Origin of the sequence: Nocardioides sp. LML1-1-1.1, assembly GCF_040676175.1 — a bacterium.
Taxonomy (GTDB): Bacteria; Actinomycetota; Actinomycetes; order Propionibacteriales; family Nocardioidaceae; genus Nocardioides.
Genome location: NZ_JBEGHK010000002.1, coordinates 697685 through 716438 on the forward strand (window position 1 = coordinate 697685; position 18754 = coordinate 716438).

At 71.4% G+C, this 18754-nt stretch carries 18 protein-coding genes; 3 read left to right on the forward strand and 15 right to left on the reverse strand.

What is annotated here, in order from left to right:
• Positions 1-34 precede the first annotated feature (34 nt).
• Positions 35-1384, reverse strand: coding sequence for a threonine/serine ThrE exporter family protein (locus tag MRBLML1_RS10155; RefSeq protein WP_364515102.1), 1350 nt, complete (start codon positions 1382-1384; stop codon positions 35-37).
• 64 nt (positions 1385-1448) lie between these two features.
• Between MRBLML1_RS10155 and MRBLML1_RS10160 the strand changes: the two genes are divergently transcribed.
• The gene (locus MRBLML1_RS10160) at positions 1449-2603 is read left to right on the forward strand and encodes a glutamate--cysteine ligase (protein ID WP_364515105.1); all 1155 of its coding nucleotides are present in this window, start codon (positions 1449-1451) and stop codon (positions 2601-2603) included.
• A gap of 81 nt (positions 2604-2684) precedes the next feature.
• On the opposite strand, the gene MRBLML1_RS10165 is transcribed toward MRBLML1_RS10160, so the two are convergent.
• A complete protein-coding gene (locus MRBLML1_RS10165; RefSeq protein ID WP_364515108.1) occupies positions 2685-4199 on the reverse strand; it encodes a DUF2510 domain-containing protein in 1515 nt (504 codons plus the stop codon).
• Between the two features lie 136 nt (positions 4200-4335).
• Between MRBLML1_RS10165 and MRBLML1_RS10170 the strand changes: the two genes are divergently transcribed.
• Positions 4336-5799 carry a WS/DGAT/MGAT family O-acyltransferase gene (locus MRBLML1_RS10170; protein ID WP_364515111.1) on the forward strand — a complete coding sequence of 488 codons (1464 nt, stop codon included), beginning with the start codon at positions 4336-4338 and terminating at the stop codon, positions 5797-5799.
• Here MRBLML1_RS10170 and MRBLML1_RS10175 read toward each other — a convergent pair.
• Positions 5792-6976: a site-specific DNA-methyltransferase gene (locus MRBLML1_RS10175; protein ID WP_364515114.1), complete on the reverse strand. Its 1185-nt coding sequence runs from the start codon at positions 6974-6976 to the stop codon at positions 5792-5794. The genes MRBLML1_RS10170 and MRBLML1_RS10175 overlap by 8 nt on opposite strands.
• A gap of 25 nt (positions 6977-7001) precedes the next feature.
• Here MRBLML1_RS10175 and MRBLML1_RS10180 point away from each other — a divergent pair, with 25 nt between their 5' ends.
• A complete protein-coding gene (locus MRBLML1_RS10180) occupies positions 7002-7598 on the forward strand; it encodes a mismatch-specific DNA-glycosylase (RefSeq protein ID WP_364515117.1) in 597 nt (198 codons plus the stop codon).
• Here MRBLML1_RS10180 and MRBLML1_RS10185 read toward each other — a convergent pair.
• Genes MRBLML1_RS10185 through MRBLML1_RS10240 form a run of 12 tightly spaced genes read right to left on the reverse strand, consistent with a single transcriptional unit; the run spans position 7591 to position 18565 of the window.
• Positions 7591-8226: a class I SAM-dependent methyltransferase gene (locus tag MRBLML1_RS10185; RefSeq protein WP_364515120.1), complete on the reverse strand. Its 636-nt coding sequence runs from the start codon at positions 8224-8226 to the stop codon at positions 7591-7593. The two genes, MRBLML1_RS10180 and MRBLML1_RS10185, sit on opposite strands and share 8 nt — an antisense overlap.
• Complete coding sequence (locus MRBLML1_RS10190; RefSeq protein ID WP_364515123.1) at positions 8223-8915, reverse strand: hypothetical protein; 693 nt, start codon at positions 8913-8915, stop codon at positions 8223-8225. The genes MRBLML1_RS10185 and MRBLML1_RS10190 overlap by 4 nt, the downstream gene beginning before the upstream one ends.
• Before the next feature lie 32 nt (positions 8916-8947).
• Entirely contained in the window at positions 8948-9451 is a 504-nt protein-coding gene (locus MRBLML1_RS10195; RefSeq protein ID WP_364515126.1) for a hypothetical protein, read from the reverse strand.
• On the reverse strand, positions 9448-10086 hold the full coding sequence (locus MRBLML1_RS10200) for a hypothetical protein (RefSeq protein WP_364515129.1): 639 nt from the start codon (positions 10084-10086) through the stop codon (positions 9448-9450). The genes MRBLML1_RS10195 and MRBLML1_RS10200 overlap by 4 nt, the downstream gene beginning before the upstream one ends.
• On the reverse strand, positions 10083-11261 hold the full coding sequence (locus tag MRBLML1_RS10205; RefSeq protein WP_364515132.1) for an MlaD family protein: 1179 nt from the start codon (positions 11259-11261) through the stop codon (positions 10083-10085). The genes MRBLML1_RS10200 and MRBLML1_RS10205 overlap by 4 nt, the downstream gene beginning before the upstream one ends.
• Positions 11261-12577, reverse strand: a complete 1317-nt coding sequence (locus tag MRBLML1_RS10210; protein WP_364515135.1) for an MCE family protein — start codon at positions 12575-12577, stop codon at positions 11261-11263. Before MRBLML1_RS10210 ends, MRBLML1_RS10205 begins: the two co-directional genes overlap by 1 nt.
• Positions 12577-13608, reverse strand: a complete 1032-nt coding sequence (locus tag MRBLML1_RS10215; protein ID WP_364515137.1) for an MCE family protein — start codon at positions 13606-13608, stop codon at positions 12577-12579. The genes MRBLML1_RS10210 and MRBLML1_RS10215 overlap by 1 nt, the downstream gene beginning before the upstream one ends.
• On the reverse strand, positions 13605-14630 hold the full coding sequence (locus tag MRBLML1_RS10220; protein WP_364515140.1) for an MCE family protein: 1026 nt from the start codon (positions 14628-14630) through the stop codon (positions 13605-13607). The genes MRBLML1_RS10215 and MRBLML1_RS10220 overlap by 4 nt, the downstream gene beginning before the upstream one ends.
• Complete coding sequence (locus MRBLML1_RS10225; RefSeq protein ID WP_364515142.1) at positions 14630-15664, reverse strand: MlaD family protein; 1035 nt, start codon at positions 15662-15664, stop codon at positions 14630-14632. Before MRBLML1_RS10225 ends, MRBLML1_RS10220 begins: the two co-directional genes overlap by 1 nt.
• On the reverse strand, positions 15661-16962 hold the full coding sequence (locus tag MRBLML1_RS10230) for an MCE family protein (protein WP_364515145.1): 1302 nt from the start codon (positions 16960-16962) through the stop codon (positions 15661-15663). Before MRBLML1_RS10230 ends, MRBLML1_RS10225 begins: the two co-directional genes overlap by 4 nt.
• Positions 16959-17849: an MlaE family ABC transporter permease gene (locus MRBLML1_RS10235; RefSeq protein WP_364515148.1), complete on the reverse strand. Its 891-nt coding sequence runs from the start codon at positions 17847-17849 to the stop codon at positions 16959-16961. Before MRBLML1_RS10235 ends, MRBLML1_RS10230 begins: the two co-directional genes overlap by 4 nt.
• Positions 17849-18565, reverse strand: coding sequence for an MlaE family ABC transporter permease (locus MRBLML1_RS10240; RefSeq protein WP_364515636.1), 717 nt, complete (start codon positions 18563-18565; stop codon positions 17849-17851). The genes MRBLML1_RS10235 and MRBLML1_RS10240 overlap by 1 nt, the downstream gene beginning before the upstream one ends.
• Positions 18566-18754 lie beyond the last annotated feature (189 nt).

The following is an 18754-nucleotide window of genomic DNA, read 5'->3' on the forward strand; positions in this document are numbered from 1 at the left end:
CTCCCCTGAGAAACTCCTGTGAAACCTCACCATCTCACTCCTCGGTCTCGCCACGTCCACGGCGCTTGCGCACCGACCGGGTGACGCCCACCAGACGCGGGCCGGCGAGCCGCGCCTCGACCCGGCGGGCCTCGCGCATGACCGGCTGGGCGACGTACTCACCGAGGATCACGCCGGAGGCCAGCGCGATCGCGACCGACGCCGCGGTGACCATCGCCAGCAGCCCCTGCGCGGCCTGCTGGCCACCCTGCTCGCCGAGCAGGAACAGGCCCCGGTAGATCGACAGGCCCGGCAGCAGCGGTACGACGGCCGAGACCACCACGACGAGCGGCGGCACCCGGAACCGGCGGCCCACGGTGTAGCCGAACAGGCCGATGCCGAAGGCCGCGACACCGACCGCCCAGGGCCGGCCGAAGCCCGCCTGCGCGATCAGCTCGGTCGCCGCGATCGCGCCGCCGCCGAGCACCGCGACGGGCAGCAGGGTGCGCTTGGGCGCGTAGGAGGAGAAGGCGAAGGCGGCTGCCGCGATGGCCGCACCGAGCGCGGCCGAGCTCACCCCGACCAGGTCGAAGCGGGGCAGGACCAGCCGCGGGATCTCCAGGCCCACCCGCGAGCACAGCGAGAGCCCGCCACTGACCCCCGCCAGGATGCCGGCGGTCGCGAGCACCGCCTCCAGCACCCGCGCACCGCCGGTGACGAAGAAGCCGGACAGCGCGTCCTGGATGGCGCCCATGAAACCGATGCCGGCCAGCAGCATGACGATGTTCGCGGTGACGACGAGCGAGGCGTTGAGGTGCACCCACGGCTCGGCCAACCGGGTGCCGACGGCAGCCAGCACGGTGGCGACCACGCCGCCGGCGACCTGCTGGTAGAAGCCGGGCAGGCGGCGCCGGGTCATCAGCAGCTGCAGCCGGTCGATGCAGAGCGCGGCGAGCAGCGCCACGAGCACCACGATCGGGCCACCGCCGAGCTGCAGGGCGACGCCGGCGCACATGGCGCCCGCGCCGAGGGTGGCCGCCCAGCGCGGCCGGGCGTGGCCGGAGGAGACGATCTGGGCGAGCTCGGTGCGCGCCCCCTCCAGGTCCGTCGTACCGCCCACGACGGCGCGGACCAGGTGGTCGACCCGGGTCAGGTCCTCGTAGTCGATCTCGCGCTGGGTGACCTGCCGGATCTGGACGACGGGCGGCTCGTCGGCGCCCTGCTGGACGCTCATCGCGAGCGAGGTGAAGGTGACGTCCACCTGGCTGTGCCGGACGCCGAGCGCACGGGCCAGCGCGCGCATGGTCGCGACGACGTCGGCGGCACCTGCCCCGGAGGAGAGCAGCACCTCGCCGACGCGCAGGCACAGGTCGAGCGTGCGGTTGAGGGTCCGCGGGTCGTCCATCCGCTCATGCTGGCAGGTGCGCGGTGAGCGTGCCCAGGGTGGGCCCACGCCCTACGCTGAGGCCGTGCGCATCGACTTCCACGGCTCGCCGGAGCCGACGATCGGGGTGGAGTGGGAGTTCGCGCTGGTGGACCGGCGCACCCGCGACCTCCGCAACGAGGCCGCCCACCTCTTCGCCCGGGCCAAGCCGCGGATGCCCGACCCCGGCAAGCTGCACAAGGAGCTGCTGCGCAACACCGTCGAGGTGGTCACCGGCATCAACCCGACCGTCGCCGCCGCGATGGACGACCTGCGCACGACCCTGCGCTACGTCACGGCCGCGGCCGACGAGCTCGACATCGACCTGTACGGCGCCGGGACGCACCCCTTCGCCGACTGGACCGGCCAGCAGCTGACCGAGGGCAACCGGTACGAGGAGCTGATCAACCGCACGCAGTGGTGGGGCCGCCAGATGCTGATCTGGGGCGTGCACGTGCACGTCGGCCTCCCCGAGCAGGCGCGGGTGATGCCGGTGCTGTCCGCGCTGCTGACCTACTACCCCCACCTGCAGGCGCTCTCGGCGTCCTCGCCGATCTGGATGGGCGTCGACACCGGCTACGCCTCCAACCGGGCACTGATGTTCCAGCAGCTCCCCACCGCCGGCCTGCCCTTCCAGTTCGAGCGCTGGGAGGAGTTCGAGGCCTTCGCCCACGACCAGGTCACCACCGGCGTCATCGACGAGCTGAGCGAGATCCGCTGGGACCTGCGTCCCGCCGTCAAGCACGGCACCCTGGAGAACCGGATCTGCGACGGCGTCTCCACCCTCACCGACATGGCCGCCCTGGTCGCGCTCATGCACTGCCTCGTCGTCTGGCTCGACGCCCGCGCGGCCGCCGGCGAGAAGCTCCCCACCATGCCGCCCTGGCACGTGCAGGAGAACAAGTGGCGCGCCGCCCGCTACGGCGTCGACGCGATCGTGATCCTGGACGCCCAGTCCAACGAGCGCCTCGTCACCGACGACCTCGCCGACCTGGTCGAGCAGCTCCTCCCGACCGCCCGCCGGCTGGGCTGCGAGGCCGAGCTGGTCTCGGTGCTCGCCATCCCCACCCGCGGGCCGTCGTACGTGCGCCAGCGGGCGGTCGCAGAACGCACCGGGGGCGACCTGGTCGCCGTCGTGGACTCGGTCGTCACCGAGCTCCGGGACGACCTGGAGAGCCCGGCCGGCGCTGGGGCGCGATAGTCCGCCGGCAGCGCGGCGAGAGGCGCGCGCCCAGCAGCTTGTTGCCGACCGCCGCGCCGAAGACGCGCTCGGCCATCCAGCTCAGTAGCGCTTGGTGCCGATGAACTCGATGCGGCAGTCGTCGTCCTTGCACGCCGGGGTCTCGGCCCAGACCAGCGCCGGGTCGAGCACCGCGCCGGTGGACTTCATCACCTGCACGCCGGTGAACTTGGCCTCCTTGTAGGCCTTCACCACGAACACGAGGTCGGCCTTGCCGTCGCCGTCCAGGTCGCTCAGCGTCGCGCCCTGGAGGTTGCGCTGACCGATCTTGGAGGTGCCGGTGAAGCCGGCGACCGGCTCGAGGCGGCCGGAGGAGACGTCGTAGACCTGGACGGTGAGCTCCTCCTTGTAGGAGCTCGCCTTGACCCCGACGATGCTGCTGGTGCCGTCACCGGTGACGTCGCCGACGAGGGTGGCGTCGAAGAACTCGTTGGACTTGGACACCGCGCCGGCCTCGAAGTTCTTGCCGCTCGACTTGAGCAGCGCGAAGCCGCGGTCGCCGGAGTAGTAGCCGCTGTAGGCCTCGTCGTCGAGCTGCTCGGCCGGCAGCTGGACCCACAGGTCGGTGTCGCCGTCCTTGTCGAAGTCGCCGGGGTAGATCCGGACCACGTCGATGACCGCGTTCGGGATCGAGAGCCACAGGTTGGGGTCGGAGAAGGTGCCCTTGCCGTCGTTGGCGAGCACCGACACGTCGACGACCCGGTCGTTGGGCGCGGCCACGGCGAGGTCCTGGTCGCCGTCGCCGTCGAAGTCGCCGGCGACGAGCTGGATGTCGGGATCGCCGTACTTCTTCAGCGTGGAGACGGACAGCGTGAAGTTCTGCTGGCCCGGGAAGTCCTTGTCCTCCGAGGACAGCGTGATCTGCTTGCCCGAGGCCACGAAGGCCCAGGTGAGGTGCTCGTTGACGCCGTCGCCGTCCCAGTCGAGGTAGAGGTCCTTGGGCTCGCGGTAGGGGTCGACGGCGACGTCGGTCACGTCGAAGCCGTTGCCGTTGCTGAGCGCCTGGACCTTACGGACGTCGTCGTAGTCCTGGTAGACGTAGTAGCGCGCGTCGCCCTTGCCGTCACCGTTGATGTCGCCGAGCACGGCCGAGGAGCCGCCGCCCTTCTTCGGGTCCTTGGGGTCGTCCGCGGTGGTGCCGCCGTCGTCCCAGGGCTTGAGCACGACGAGGGTGATCGCGGTCCCGGCCACCAGCAGCAGTACGACGGCGAGGCCGATCCACAGCCCCAGCCGGCTCTTGCGCGGCGGGCTCGCCGGCGGGTAGCCGTAGCCGCCGTGCTGCGGGTGCGCCTGGGGCACCCCGCCGGAGGGGATGTGCCCGTAGTCGGGCGGCGCCGTGGGGGGCGGTTGCGGCGAGTAGTGCTGCGGCGGCTGCGGGGCGAGCTGCTGCGGGGGCGCGGCGGGCGGGCCCGCCGGGGCTGCCGGGGGCTGGGGAGGCCGGACCTGGGTCGGCTCGGCCATCCGGCGCCGCTCGTCGGTCCAGCCGGAGCCGTCCCAGCGGCGCTCCCAGCCATCGCCGTCGGGGTACCACCCGGCCGGGGTCGAGAATTCGCTCACGCCCGCTTCCTTTCCACCTGAGGGAGCATTCCAGACCTTCCTCCCCCGGAAGTGGGGGTGCCGAAACGCCCGATCGGGTTGTGAGCAGCGTCACGACACGCAAGGATCGGGCTCCCGCGACGAAAGGTGGCTCCGCGTGGTGTCCGTACCCGGTTTCCGTCCGATCGATCCGACCTCCGCTGCGTTCCTGCTCGCCGAGAACCGCAGCCAGCCCATGCACGTGGGCGGGCTGCAGCTGTTCGAGCCGCCCGCGGACGCGGGTCCGGGCTACGTCCGGGAGATGTTCGAGTCGATGCGCGACACCGAGTCGATCGCGCCGCTCTTCCGCAAGCACCCGCACCGCTCGGTGAAGACGGGCGGCACGCTGGTCTGGCGCGACGACGAGCAGTTCGACATCGAGCACCACGTCCGGCACAGCGCGCTGCCGCAGCCGGGCCGGGTCCGCGAGCTGCTCGAGCTGGTCGGCCGGCTGCACTCCACCCGGCTGGCCTGGGAGCGTCCGCTGTGGGAGACCCACGTCATCGAGGGTCTCGCCGACGGCCGGGTCGCGATGTACACCAAGCTCCACCACTCCCTCGTCGACGGCATCTCCGCGATGCGGCTGATGGCGAGCGTGCTGTCCTCCGACGCCGATCGCCGCAACATGCCGGCGCCCTTCGCCGAGGGCGCCGCCCGCAAGCGGCGTACCGAGGAACCAGCGGCCGACTCGCTGCCGGCCGCCGCGGTCGACGCGGCCACCACCGCGGCCCGCACGCTGGCCGACCTGCCCGCCGACGCGCTGCGCGGGGCGCTCAGCATCAGCGCCGAGGCCGCCGGGATGCCAGCCGCGCTGGTCAAGACGCTGCGCAAGGGCTTCAAGAACGAGACCTCCGCGGTGTCCCTGTCGGCGCCGCGCACCATCTTCAACCAGTCCATCACCGGTGCCCGCCGCTTCGCCGCCCAGGACTGGCCGGTCGAGCGGATGCGGGCCGTCGGCAAGGCGACCGGCACGACGATCAACGACGTCGTGCTCGCCATGTGCAGCGGCGCGCTGCGCTCCTACCTCGCCGAGCTGGACGCACTGCCGGACCGCTCGCTGGTCTCGATGGTCCCGGTCGGTCTCAACGCCAAGCAGGCCGGCACCGCCTCGGCCGACGGCGGCAACGCGATCGGCGCGGTCATGGTGCGCCTGGCCACCGACCTGGCCGACCCGGCCGAGCGGCTGCGCACGATCAACCGGTCGATGAAGGACGGCAAGGAGGCCCTCTCCTCGATGACGCCGACCCAGATCGTCGCGATGAGCGCCATCGGGATGGCACCCTCGATCGTCGTACCGGCGCTGGGGATGCAGGGCATGGTCCGCCCGCCGTTCAACCTGATCATCAGCAACGTGCCGGGCCCGCGGGTGCCGCACTACTGGAACGGCGCGCAGCTGGTGGGCAATTACCCCGTCTCCATCCCGATCAACGGCCAGGCGCTCAACATCACCTGCACGTCGTACGCCGGCAACATGGGCTTCGGGCTGACCGGCTGCCGTCGTACCGTCCCGCACCTGCAGCGCCTGCTGACCTTCCTCGACGGCGAGCTCGCCGCCCTGGAGCGCGCGGCCGGCGTCAGCTGAGCTCGCGGAAGCCGCCGCCGAACTGCTCGGCGACGGCACGCAGCCGCGCCCGGGTGATCGCCGAGACCGTGGCGTAGCCGGCCCGCTCGGCGTTGGAGCCGACCCGGGTGGGCTCGGGCGCGTTCACCGACAGGCAGGTACGACGCCCCCCGTCGGCCGCGTTCGCCAGCGCCACCGCGTGCCCGGTGGTCCCGCTGCCGGCGAAGTAGTCGAGCACCCGGGCGTCCGCGGGCATGGTCTCCAGGATCCGGCGGACCAGGCCGGTGGGCTTCGGAGACTCGAAGACGTGGCCCACGAGGTCCTTGAGCTCGGACACGGCGGTGTCGGTGGAGCCGACCTCCTCGGCGAGCCAGATCGTGCGCAGCTTCTTGCGGCGGCCACCGACCGGGTGCCGCCAGTCGCGCTGGAAGACGTCGACGCGGTCCCCGGCCGGGCCGCGCACCAGCCGGCACTCGAGGTCGTCGAGCCGCTCCTCGATCCGCGGTCGCGACCAGCGCCAGACCGCGGGCGCACCGTCACCGAAGACCGGCTCGACCTCCACCGACCCGGCGAAGGGCACGGTCGACACCCGGCCGGAGTCCGGGTCGCCGTGGACGGGGAAGTGCAGGGTGGGCGCGGTCAGCGGGTTGAACTTCTTGTTGGTGTTGCGCAGCGGCAGCCGGCGGTAGCGGCGACCGTCCTCGGCGACCAGCGGGAAGTCCGACTCCACCACCGTCGTCGTCGACGACGCGTCGAGCACGCAGCGGGCCGGGTCCTTGGCGTAGACGAGGACGTACTCGTGCGACGTCGCGAAGCCGCGCCCGAGCTGGCGTCCCTTGGGGTTGAGGTTGACGACGACCTGCGCCAGGAAGGCGTCCTCGCCGTGCACCTCGTCGAGCAGCAGGCGCAGGTGTGCGACCTCGTGGTCGTCGATGCTGACGAAGAGCACGCCGCTGTCCGCCAGCACGCGGTGACCCGCCTCCAGCCGCGGACGCATGAAGTCCACCCAGGCCGCGTGCCGGCCGCGGGCGCCGGCGCCGCGCGCGCCGCGGAAGTCGTCGCGGTAGGCGAAGTCGTTGCCGGTGTTGTACGGCGGGTCGATGTAGACCAGGTCCGCCGAGCCGGTGGGCAGCGTGGCCAGCACGTCGAGGTTGTCGCCCTCGACGAAGGTGTTCCACGGTGCTGGCTCGGCCGTCACGGGCTCATCGTGACAGGCTCGGGGCGTGGCACGCCGTACCTTCACCCGGGCCGAGCTCGAGTCCTTCCGCGACGCCGTCGTCCCCGACCTGCTCCCGACGAAGCCCGGGCAGCGGCTGCGCCTGCTCTTCGTCGGCATCAACCCCGGGCTGTGGACCGCGGCGACCAGCACCCACTTCGCGCACCCGGGCAACCGGTTCTACCCCGCCCTGCTGCGCGCCGGCGTGATCACGCGGCCCATCGACCCGGCCGACGGGATGGACGACGCCGAGCGGGACGTGCTGCGCGAGCGCGGCATCGGGATCACCAACGTCGTGCACCGCGCCACCGCCAAGGCCTCCGAGCTGAGTGACGAGGAGCTGAAGGCCGGCGGCGCCGAGCTCACCGCGCTGGTCGCACGGGAGCGGCCGAAGGTGGTCGCGATCGCCGGGATCACCGCCTACCGTGCGGCGTTCGGCCTGCCGAAGGCCACGCCCGGCCGGCAGCCGGAGACCCTCGACGACCTGTGGTCCGGCGCCGAGCTGTGGGTGGTGCCCAACCCGAGCGGGCTCAACGCCCACGAGACCGTGGACACGCTCGCCGCGGCCTACCGCGCGGTCGGCGAGGCCGCGGGGATCATCTGAGGGCCACCCCCACGACCATCGGTACGACGGTCGCCGCTCCCCCGGGCATCCGCAGGTGCTCCACGTCCTCGACCCGGAACGGCGAGCGGCGCAGCGAGCCCAGGAAGTCCCGGTTGGGGTGGCAGCCGTCGGCGACCCGCACCTGCAGCGGCGTCGCCACCTCCTGCAGCACCCGGCGCAGCCCGGTGCCCCGCACGTGCTCGTGGAACAGGAAGGTGCCCCCGGGCCGCAGCACCCGGGCCAGCTCGGCCAGCGCCGCCTCCGGCCGGTCGAGCGAGCAGAACACCAGCGACGCGGCGACCGTGTCGAAGGAGGCGTCCGGGAACGGCAGGGCGTAGGCGTCGCCGTCCACGACCTGCCAGGCGCGGGCCCGCACGTCCGCCGTACGACGGTGCAGCTGGTCGCGCAGCGCCGGGTTCGGCTCCACCATCACCAGCTCGGTGACGGCCGGCGGGTAGTGCGGGACGGAGAAGCCGTTGCCGGTGCCCAGGTCGAGGGTGCGGCCCTGGGCCCGGGCCAGGTGGCGCGCCCGGATCGCGGCCTGGCCGGCGTCCTCGGCGCGGCCCATGACGGAGGGGTACCAGCGCGCGAAGAACCGCTGCCCGCGGCTGCCCCGGCCCTCGGTCACGGCGCGCTCGTGATGTCGACGCTGTCCTTGCCGCCCGCGTGGGCGACCATCCGCGGCGTGCTCTCGCCCTGCTCGACCCGGATCTTGACCTCCCAGGTGTAGGGGTCCTCGGACTCCTCCAGCACCTGGTGCACCGCCGCGACCATCCGCGCGGGATCCGCCACCGCGAGGTCGAAGGGCACCGGCTTGTAGTCGCTGTAGAAGTTGTTCTCCACCCGGACGGTGTAGCCGTCGGAGTAGCTGTTGCGCTCGACGTACCGGGTCTGGTCCTTGGCCGGGTCGTAGTACTCCACCGTCATGCTGTACTCGTCGAGGTGGACGGCGACCGGCCGCCGCTCACCTTCCGCCTCCCGCGCGTCCGCGAGGCCCGACCGGATGAAGGACTCGTCGAGCAGCTTGGTGTCGACCGTGCCGAGGCCGTCCCCGTCGTCGTCGCCACCGGCCTGGACCGCGACCACGATCGCGACGACGACCGCGACCACGATGCCGAGCACGACGAGCGGCTTGACCCAGGGAGCCCCCGGAGCCGGGGTCGCGGGCTTCTGCTGGGACTTCGGCTGGGGCCGCGGCGTGGGCTTCGGCCTCGCTGCCGGCCGGGGCGCCGGGCCCGGCAGGTCGGCCGGACCTCCGGCCTCGTCACGACGCTCGGCCGGTGGCTGGTAGCGGCTCCACCGTCTCTTCCTCGCCATGCGCGCAGCCTACAAAGCCGCGGGCGAGCGACTCAGAGCGTCTTCAGCCCGGTGACCCGCCAGTCGCCGTCGATCCGCCGCGCGTCGACGGAGAGCTGGGCGGCGTAGTAGGACGCCTCCTTGTCGGTGACCCGCTGGGTGGCCTGGTCGAGGAAGACGAGCAGCGTCGCGCGGTCGCCCTCGAGCTCCTTGACCGCGGAGACCTGCACCTTGGCGGAGAGCACGAGCTGCTGGCCTGGAGCCTTCTTGCGCAGCGTGGCGAAGAGCAGGTCGTAGTCCTTGCGAGCGTCACCGCGCAGCACCTCGTCGGCGGCCTTCTCGGTCGCCTCCGGGTTGCTGTAGTCGAAGGTGAAGGAGCGCACCAGCGCCGTCGAGACCGCGGACACGACGTCCTCGGTGCCGCTGTCGTCGACCTGGGCGAAGTTGCCGACGTTGTCGGTGTCCCGCGCGCGGTCGGCCTGCCAGAAGGCGACACCCGCACCGATGAGGAGCACGACCGTCAGGAGCGCCGCGCCGTGCTTGCGTACGGCGGTCACTGGACGTCCACCCCGATGAAGAGCAGCGACTCGACGAGCCACTTGCCGCCCACCTTGGTCAGGTCGACGGTGAACCGGCTGCGTTTCACGGTGGGCTTCACCGTGGGGTCCTCGGCGTCGGCCACGCTCACCTCGACCACGGCGATGACCGTGGCGGAGTCGTCCTTGAGGTCGATCACGCCGGCGTCGACGACCTTGGCCGTGCTGCTCTTGCCCTGGTCGGCGAGCAGGTCGCGGGTCTCCTTGGTGGTGGCCGCGAGCTGGTCCTTGAAGGTGCCGGTCGAGACCGACTCCCACTTCTTCAGACCGCCCTCGAGGTCGCGCGAGTCCAGGGTGTTGAGGGTCTCGACGTGGCTGCGCGCGGTGATCAGCACCTTGTCGCGCAGCTCGGCACGGGCGACCTCGGCGTCGTCGTGCCCGGTCGCCCGGACCCAGGACACCACGCCCCAGGCGAGCAGCACCACGGCGAGCAGCAGGACCGCGAGCTCGAGCACGCGCACCAGCTCACCGCTCCGCCGGCCCTCGTCGCCGGACGTCCCGTCGCCCTCGGCCGACGTCTCCGTGCTCGGCGCGTCCTCGACCGCCTGCGGCTCCTCGCTGTCGATGGCCCTCTCCTCCACGTCCGGCCCGATCATCGGGCGCCTCCCATCAGGTCACCGAGGTCGTCGGCCACGTCGATGTCGGCCACGCCCGGTACCGCCGTGGCGCGCGAGAGCTTCGAGGGGACCGCCTGCGGTCCCCGCACGTTGCCCTGGCTCCGCGGAGCGGTGCAGCCCGCCTGCCGGTTGAGCGGACCGTCGGTCACGTCGGTCCCCCGGCGCCGGGTCGTGCCACTGTAGCCGGACGTGCACGGCAGCGGGTTGAAGAAGGTCGGCACCAGGCCGAGGTTGATCCCGCGCGAGCTGGTGGTCGCCCAGCCGATGCTCACCGCCTCGGGCAGCTTGATCAGCGCGTCGCGCACGCCGTAGGCGTTGACGCTGAAGATCGTGGCCGTCGAGACCAGGTTGTTCATCAAGATCGCCAGTGGCTGGCCCACGTCCTTGATCAGCACGCCGAGCTCACGCGCGGCACCCGGCGTGGCGCCGATCAGCGTGCGCAGGTCCGCGTCGGAGTCGGCGAGGGTCTTGGAGAACAGCGCCAGGTCGTTGCTGTAGGCCGTGATCGCGCTCGCCGACTCCTCCTGGGTGCGCAGCACCTGCTCGGAGTTGCGGATCAGCGAGGCGGTGACGAGGAAGTTGTCGTCGGCGGCCTTCTGGAACTCCAGCGACGTACGGACCAGGCGGCTCACGTCACCGCTCAGCCCCTTCGAGAGGTCGTAGCTCTCGTCGATGACCGTGTTGAGCGCCTCGGAGGGCACCGAGGCGACGAAGTCGCGGCCGGTGCGCAGCACCTCGGACAGCTCCTGCGGCAGGTCCTCGGCGTCCCCACGCAGGTGGTCGCCGTCGGCGAGCAGGTCCTTGGTGTCATCGCCCTGCAGGTCGAGGTACTGCTCGCCGATGGCCGAGCGGTTGCGCACCTGGACCGTCGAGTCCGCGGGGATGTCGGGCGCGCCGCCGTCGATCGCCACGGTGACGTCGACCCCGTCCTCGGTCGCGTCCAGGTCGGTGACCTCGCCGACCTGGACCCCGCGGTAGGTCACCTCGGAGTTCACGAACAGCCCGCCCGCGTCGGGCAGCGAGACCTTGACCTCGTAGCCGTTGCTGAACGGTGTGATGCCGACGTACGACGCCCCGACGTAGCTCGTGCCGAGCAGGGCCACCAGCGCGAACATGCCGAGCTTGGTGTGGACGCTGCGAGTGAGCTGCTGCATCACTGACCCCCTGCGGTGCTGGCGGTGTCGGAGGACCCCGGCGTGGACGTCGAGCCGGAGCCGGACGGCGTCCCGCTCGGCGTACCGGACGGGGAGGACGAGGAGCCGGAGGACGAGGAGCTGCTCGGCCGGTCACTCGGCAGGATCGACGGGCCGGTCACGCTCGGTGACGGGTTGCCCGCCGTCGCGCTGCTCGTCGGAGGGAGAAGGGGTGGTGGCGCCGTGGTGCGGGGAGAGACGCGCCCCGGCGCCACCGAAGCGCTCGTGGGTTGTGGCCACGTGCACTTGTCCTTCTCTTCGATGCCCACCGCGCACGGGCTAGGGAGGGTGCGGAAGTTGGTGGACATGAAGACATTGAGGTAGTCGCCCTTGATCGCGCCCAGGACCGAGTCCGGGAACGGGTAGGTCAGCAGGATCTCCATGGAGTACGGGAGGTCCGAGCCGGCCTTGGCGAGCTGGGTGAGGATCGGGTCGAGCAGCTGCAGGTCGCGGACCATGTCGGCCTGCGACGCGTTGAGCGTGCGCACGGTGATCCGGGAGAGCCGGTCGAGCGAGGTCAGCATCCGGGTCAGCTGCGGACGCTGCTCGGCGAGCACCTTGAGCCCCGGCGAGAGGTTGTCGAGGACCTTCGCGATCTGCGCGCGGTCGCCGTCGAGGCTCTTGCCGAGCCGGGCCAGGCCGTCGATCGCGCCGGTGATCGCGCCGCGCTTGCGGTCGAGCACGCCGACGAACCGGTTGAGCTGGACCAGGAAGGCCCGGATCTCCTCGGTCCGTCCGTCGCCGACCTGCTGCAGCTCGCGGGAGATCTCCTGGAACTGCGCGATGCCGCCGCCGTTGAGGACCAGGGAGAGCGCGCCGAGCACCTGCTCGGCCGTGGCCGCCGCATCCGTGGAGCCGGTCGAGAGCTCCGCGCCGTCCGCGAGCCGGCGGCTCGAGGCCTGCGCCACCGAACCCTCCGGGCGCACCAGCGCGACGTACTTCTCACCGAGCAGCGAGGTCTGCTGCAGCCGGGCCTCGGTGTCGCCGGGCAGGTCGAGGTCACCGCGCAGCAGCATCTCCACCTCGGCCGTGCGGCCGTCCTTGGAGAGGGTGATGTCGGTGACCCGGCCGACCGCGACGTTGTCGACCTTGACGCTCGACTGGGGCACCAGGTCGAGCACGTCGGTGAAGTCGGCGGTGACCGTGATCGGCTCGTCGCCCACGTCCGCACCGCCGGGCAGTGGGGCGTCGTAGACCCCGCCGGAGAGGATGCCGCACCCGCTGAGGGTGAGGCTCGCGGCGGCCAGGCCGGCCGCGACCGTACGTCGGATCGCCATCATCGTGCTCCGTCCAGGCCGGGCAGCAGCACCGGCGGCGCGTCGGGCGAGGTGCGGGCCCGGCTGCCGTCGTTGCTCCAGATGGTGAGCTCGTTGAGGTTGCCGCGACCGCTGATCGTGTTGCTGCTCGGGTCGTAGGCCTTGATGAAGTTCTGCAGCGCGAGCGGGATCGTGCGCACGGCCTCCTCCAACGACTTGCGCTGCTTCACCAGGACCTGGGTCGGGCCGCGCAGGCCGTCGACGCTGCGCTTGAGGGCCGCCCGGTTGTCCTTGATGAAGCCCTCCAGCAGGGCCAGCGCGTCGCCCAGCTCGGTGATCGCCGAGGAGAGGTTCTCCCGGTCCTCGGAGAGGTAGCGCGCCACGACGGCGAGCTGCTTGTTGGCGCCTGCGACGCCGCTGTCGTGCTCGAGCAGCGTGCTGTTGAGGCTGTCGAGGTTCTTGATGGTCTCGAAGAAGTCCTTGTCGAAGCCGGACACCGTCGCCGAGGCCTCGGAGAACTCGCTGATCATCGTGTTGAGGTCCGCGCCCTGGCCGTCGAGGTTGGCGGCCAGCGTCTTGAGGAAGTCCGAGAGGGCGCCGTTCTTGTTGGCGCCGTTGGGGCCGAGCTGCTGGCCGACGTCGACCAGGCTCTTGTACATCTCGTCGATCTCCACCGGCACGGCGGTGGTGTCGATCCGGGCCCCGCTCTCCAGCTCCGGGCCGCGCTCCCACGGCTTGGTGAGCTGGACGTAGCGGTCGCTGACCAGGGTCGGCGCCACGATGACCGCGCCGGTGTCGGCCGCGACCTTCTGGTCCTCGTCCAGCTCCATGCTGACCCGGACCTTCTTGCCGACCGGCTCGACCTTGGTGACGGTGCCGACCGGGACGCCGAGGATCTGGACGTCGGAGCCCGGGTAGAGACCGACCGCGGAGTCGAAGTCGGCCGTGAAGGTGATCGGGTCGCGCAGCAGGTTGGCACCGACCACGGCCCCGGTGACCACCAGGGCCAGGCCGAGCAGGACGGCGACGAAGCGCATCGTCGGGGACTTCATCGAGAACCTCCGGGACGGCAGTCGCGGACCACGTCGTTGTCGAGCACCGGTGCGTCCTTGCCGTCGAAGAGCCCACAGATGTAGGAGTCGATCCAGCGACCGTTGCCCATGGCGGCGGTCAGCATCCGGTAGTAGGGACCGAGCACGTTGACCGCGTCGTTGAGGTGACGCTGGTTGCGGCGCAGCAGCGCCGCCACCCGGTCGAGCTTCTCCAGCGCCGGTCGCAGCTGCTTCTCGTTGTCGCGCACCAGGCCCTGCAGCTCACGCCCGAGGGTCGTCGTGCTGCGCAGCAGCTGGCGGATCGACTCGCGCCGGTTGGCGAGCTCGGTGAGCAGCAGGTTGCCGTCGTCGACGAGCTTGCCGAGCTCCTCGTTGCGCGCCGAGAGCGTGCCGGTGACCTTGCTCGTGGACTTGAAGAGCGAGGCCAGCTCGTCGTCGCGGCTGGAGATCGTCCGCGAGAGCCGGCTCAGCCCGTCGACGAGCCCGCGCACGGACTCCGGGGTGTCCTGGAAGACCTCGGACATGGTGGCCAGGCTCTTCTCGAGCTGGTCGGTGTCGATCTCGGTGAGGGTGGCGGACAGGTCGGAGAAGGCCGCCTGCACGTCGTACGGCGTGGTGGTGTGGTCGAGCGCGATCGGCCCGTCCAGCTCCCCGGAGCCCAGCGGGTCGAGGGAGAGGTACTTCTTGCCGAGCAGCGTCTTGATCTTCACCGCGGCCGTCGTCTCCTCGCCGAGGCTGACGCCCTTGACCCGGAAGCCGACGAGGACCTTGTTGCCGTCGAGCTCGATCGAGGTGACCTTGCCGACCTTGACCCCGGCGACCCGCACCTCGTCGCCGGCCCGCAGGCCGGCGGTCTCGGCGATGTACGCCTCGTGCTTCTCCCCTCCCCCGACGACCGGCAGGTCGTCGGCGTAGAAGGTCGCGAAGAAGACACCCACCAGGGCAGCGATGCCGATGAGGGCGATCACGACCCGGTTGCGCTCGGCGAACGCGGTCGGGTAGCGCCTCAGCCGTCCGGCCATCACTTGCACCTCCCTGCGACCGGCTTGACGCCGCGGTCGCCGTAGTAGCCGTCGGGCAACGGGATCCGGCCGTTGATCGAGCAGACGTAGAAGTTGACCCACGAGCCGTAGCTGGCCGTCTTGGCCAGCCGGTTCAGCTTCGTCGGCAGGATCTGCAGCGAGCGGGCGATCACGTCCTCGTTGTCGGCGAGGATCCCGGACAGGTCGCCGAGCGACTTGATCGAGGCCTTCAGCGCCGGCCGGCCCTCCTGGAGCAGCCCGGCGACGGACTCGGAGAGGTCGCCCATGCCCTTGAGCGTGCTGCCGATGGTGGTGCGGTCCTGGGCCAGCCCGCTGACCAGCTCCTGCAGCGTGACCAGGGTGGTGTCGAGCTGGTCGGAGCGCTCGTTGACGACGCCCAGCACGGAGCTGAGGTTGGTGATCAGGTCACCGATCACCTGGTCGCGGTCGGCGAGCGTCGAGGTCAGGCTGGCCGTGCTCTTGAGCAGGCCCTCCACCGTCGGGCCCTCGCCCTGGAAGACCGCGACGATCTGGGCGCTGAGCTCGTTGACGTCCTTGGGGTCGAGCAGGCGGAACAGCGGCTGGAAGCCGTTGAACAGCACCGTCAGGTCGAGCGCGGCCTGGGTGTGGTCGAGGTCGAAGACGTAGCCCGGCTTCAGCCGGTCGCCGGTGACGTCGCCCGGCTCCAGCGCGATGTAGCGCTGGCCGACCAGGTTGCGGAAGAACAGCTCGGCACGGGCGCCCTCGCCCAGCGGGGCGTTCTCGCTGACGGTGAAGGTCACCTTGGCCAGCCGCTTGCGGCTCACCTCGACGGCGCTCACCGTGCCGACCTTGACGCCGGCCATCCGGACGTCGTCACCCTTGTTGAGGCTGGTGGCGTCGCTGAAGTAGGCGACGTACTCGTCGCGCGCGCCCTCGCTGCTGTTGCGGATCGTGCCGGCCAGCGCGAGCGTCGCGAGCACCGTGGCCAGCGCGAACACCAACGACTTGGTCAGCGTGACGACGACACCGCGGCGGGTGGTGGTGGAGCTCATCGGACCTCCACCTCCGCGCCGCGCAGCAGCGGACCGACCAGCAGGCTGCCCCAGGCCGGGTACGCCGACGGGGAGACCCCCGCCTCGGGCGCCATCAGCTCGGCGATCAGCTGGTTCTCGGCCGGGGAATTGGCCTCGCCCAGGCCCTGCGTGTCCGCGAACATCGCACGGGTGCGGTCGCTCGGCGGCGGCAGGATCCGCGCCGGGCCGTCGCTGCCGCCGTCGGCCGTGGCACGCGCCGGCTTGACGCTGCCGTCCTGGTAGGGACAGCGCGGCGCGCCCTTGGTGGCGAACGTCGGGTCGTCACGACCGATGACGTACTTGCCCCGGCTCGGGGTGACGTTGAGGACGACGTGCACGCCCGGCTCCTTCGTGCCCTTGCCCAGGGTCTTGTCCATGACCGGGATGAAGTCGCGCAGCGAGCGGAACAGGCACGGGAACTCGGTGGCGTACGGCGCCACCGCGGCCAGTGCACGGCGGCTCTCCTTCGACAGCGAGATGATCGTGTCGGAGTTGGCGACCAACCAGGAGTTCGTCTCGTCCGAGGCCGCGATGACCGAGGCGAAGAGCGCGTTGACCTGGCTCTGCTGGTCGACCAGCGTCTTCGAGGTGACCGTCATGCTGTCGAGCGCGTCGACCAGGTCCGGTGCGGCGTCGGCGTAGGTGTCGGCCACCCGGCCGAAGGACGCGAGGTCGTCGGCCAGCTTCGGGGTCAGCGGGTTGATCTTGGTGAGGTACTCCCCCCACGACGCCATCGCCTCGCCGATGTCGGCGCCGTTGCCGCGCAGGGCCAGCGCGAGCTCGCCCAGGGTCGCGGACAGCTTCTCCGGCTTGATCGCCTTGAGCACCGGCAGCAGCTCGTCGAAGACCTCCTCCAGCTCGACGGCCGCGGCCGAGGAGTCCTGGTGGATGGTGTCGCCGGCGTCGAGGGTCGGACCGCCCGCACCCGGCTGGACCAGCGCGACGTACCGCTCACCGAAGAGGGTCTTCGGCAGCAGTCGCGCGGTGGTCGTCTTGGGCAGCTCGTCGAGCACGTCGGGCTCCAGGGCCAGGGTCAGCCTCGCTCCCCCGTCGCGCGGCTCGATCTCGGTCACCTTGCCGACCGGGACACCGTTGAGCTTCACGTCCGAGCCCTTCTGCAGGGCGTTGCCGAGCGTGCCCGTGGTCAGCGTGATGTCGCTGCGGTCGGCGAAGACCTGGTTGTAGGCCAGCCAGGTGCCGACGCCGATGGCGAGCACCAGCACGCCGTAGCCCACCCCGAGGAGCGCGTCGCGCAGACGCCCCAGACCGCCGCTCATCCCGCGATCCTCACGGTCACGGTGGTGCCCCACATGGCCATCGACAGCGCCAGGTCGAGCAGCGCGACGACGACGAGGGTGCGGCGCACCGAGCGACCCACCGCCAGGCCGACGCCCGCGGGCCCGCCCTTGGCGAAGAAGCCGAGCCGGCAGTGGATGAGGATGATGAGCACCGCGAACACCAGCACCTTGCCGAACGAGAGCAGGATGTCGCCGGGCGGCAGGAACAGCTGGAAGTAGTGGTCGTAGGTGCCGGCGGACTGACCGCGCAGCTGCACGGTGACCAACCGGCTGCCGAAGTACGACGTGAGCAGGCCGATCACGTAGAGCGGGATGATCGCGATGAAGCCCGCCACCACGCGGGTGGAGACGAGGAAGGGCACGGCGTCGAGGCCGATCACCTTGACCGCGTCGATCTCCTCGCTGATCCGCATCGCGCCCAGTTGGGCGGTGAAGCCCGCGCCCACGGTCGCCGACATCGCCAGCGCCGCCACCAGCGGGGCGATCTCGCGGGTGTTGAAGTAGGCGGAGATGAAGCCGTTGAGCGCGGCCGTGCCGATCTGGTCGAGCGCGGCGTAGCCCTGGAGGCCCACGACGGTGCCGACGAACAGGCTCATCCCGGTCATCACGCCGACGGTGCCGCCGATGACGGCGAGCGCACCGGTGCCGAAGCTGACCTCCGACAGCAGGCGCCAGATCTCCTTGGGGTAGAGCCGGACCGCGGTCGGGATGCCGGCCAGGACACGGCCGTAGAAGCGGATGTCGCGCCCGGCCTGGACGACCCGGTCGAGCTGGCGGTCCCACCAGGGACGCTTGGCGACGACGGGGTGCGGCGGCCGGGCCTTGGGCGGACGCGGGGCGGTGTGCTCGCCGGCGGCGGTGCTCATCAGGCTCCCTTCCCGGGCACCAGCTGCAGGTAGAGCGTGGTGACGACGAAGTTGACGAAGAAGAGCAGCAGGAAGGTCACGACCACCGACTGGTTGACCGCCTCCCCGACGCCCTTCGGACCGGGGCGGGTGTTGAGGCCGCGGTAGGCCGCGACGGTGCCGGCGAGGAAGCCGAAGAGGACGGCCTTCATCTCGCCCACGATGAGGTCGGAGATCTGCGCGAGGGCGGTGAAGCTGGCGAGGTAGGCGCCCGGCGTACCGCCCTGGACGACGACGTTGAAGAAGTAGCCGCCGAGGACGCCGACCACCGAGACCAGGCCGTTGAGCAGGACGGCGGCGATGACACAGGCGATCACCCGGGGTACGACGAGCTGCTGGACCGGGTCGACACCCATCACCCGGGTCGCGTCGATCTCGTCGCGGATCGTGCGTGAGCCGAGGTCGGCGCAGATGGCCGCACCTCCGGCTCCCGCGATCACCAGCGTGGTCACGATCGGTGCGGCCTGCTGCACGACGGCGAGCACGGAGGCGGCACCGGTGAAGGACTGCGCACCGACCTGGACGGTCAGGGTGCCGAGCTGGAGGGCGATCACGGCGCCGAACGGGATCGCGATGAGCATCGCCGGGATCCACGAGACGCTGGTGACGAACCAGAACTGGTCGAGCAGCTCACGTGCCGCGAAGGGGCGGCGGAAGGTGGCCCGGATGGTGTCCATGCCGAGCGCGAAGAAGGCGCCGGTCTGGTCGAGGGCGCGGGTCAGCGGGTTGGGCTTGGCGATGGCAGGTGGTCGGTCTGCCTCCTCGTCGTCGGCGACGTACAGCGACGACTCGCCGCTCGCCACCCGACGGGCGTGTCGTTCGGTCGCGGGCCGCGGCATGCCGCTGGCGGGCAGCAGCTGGCGCGG

Excerpts from the sequence above, each read along its gene's own strand:
- MRBLML1_RS10155 (WP_364515102.1), bottom strand. The coding sequence starts at position 1,384 with ATGGACGACCCGCGGACCCTCAACCGCACGCTCGACCTGTGCCTGCGC.
- MRBLML1_RS10190 (WP_364515123.1), bottom strand. The coding sequence starts at position 8,915 with ATGGCGAGGAAGAGACGGTGGAGCCGCTACCAGCCACCGGCCGAGCGT.
- MRBLML1_RS10200 (WP_364515129.1), bottom strand. The coding sequence starts at position 10,086 with ATGATCGGGCCGGACGTGGAGGAGAGGGCCATCGACAGCGAGGAGCCG.
- MRBLML1_RS10205 (WP_364515132.1), bottom strand. The coding sequence starts at position 11,261 with ATGCAGCAGCTCACTCGCAGCGTCCACACCAAGCTCGGCATGTTCGCG.
- MRBLML1_RS10210 (WP_364515135.1), bottom strand. The coding sequence starts at position 12,577 with ATGGCGATCCGACGTACGGTCGCGGCCGGCCTGGCCGCCGCGAGCCTC.
- MRBLML1_RS10215 (WP_364515137.1), bottom strand. The coding sequence starts at position 13,608 with ATGAAGTCCCCGACGATGCGCTTCGTCGCCGTCCTGCTCGGCCTGGCC.
- MRBLML1_RS10220 (WP_364515140.1), bottom strand. The coding sequence starts at position 14,630 with ATGGCCGGACGGCTGAGGCGCTACCCGACCGCGTTCGCCGAGCGCAAC.
- MRBLML1_RS10225 (WP_364515142.1), bottom strand. The coding sequence starts at position 15,664 with ATGAGCTCCACCACCACCCGCCGCGGTGTCGTCGTCACGCTGACCAAG.
- MRBLML1_RS10230 (WP_364515145.1), bottom strand. The coding sequence starts at position 16,962 with ATGAGCGGCGGTCTGGGGCGTCTGCGCGACGCGCTCCTCGGGGTGGGC.
- MRBLML1_RS10235 (WP_364515148.1), bottom strand. The coding sequence starts at position 17,849 with ATGAGCACCGCCGCCGGCGAGCACACCGCCCCGCGTCCGCCCAAGGCC.
- MRBLML1_RS10240 (WP_364515636.1), bottom strand. The coding sequence starts at position 18,565 with ATGGACACCATCCGGGCCACCTTCCGCCGCCCCTTCGCGGCACGTGAG.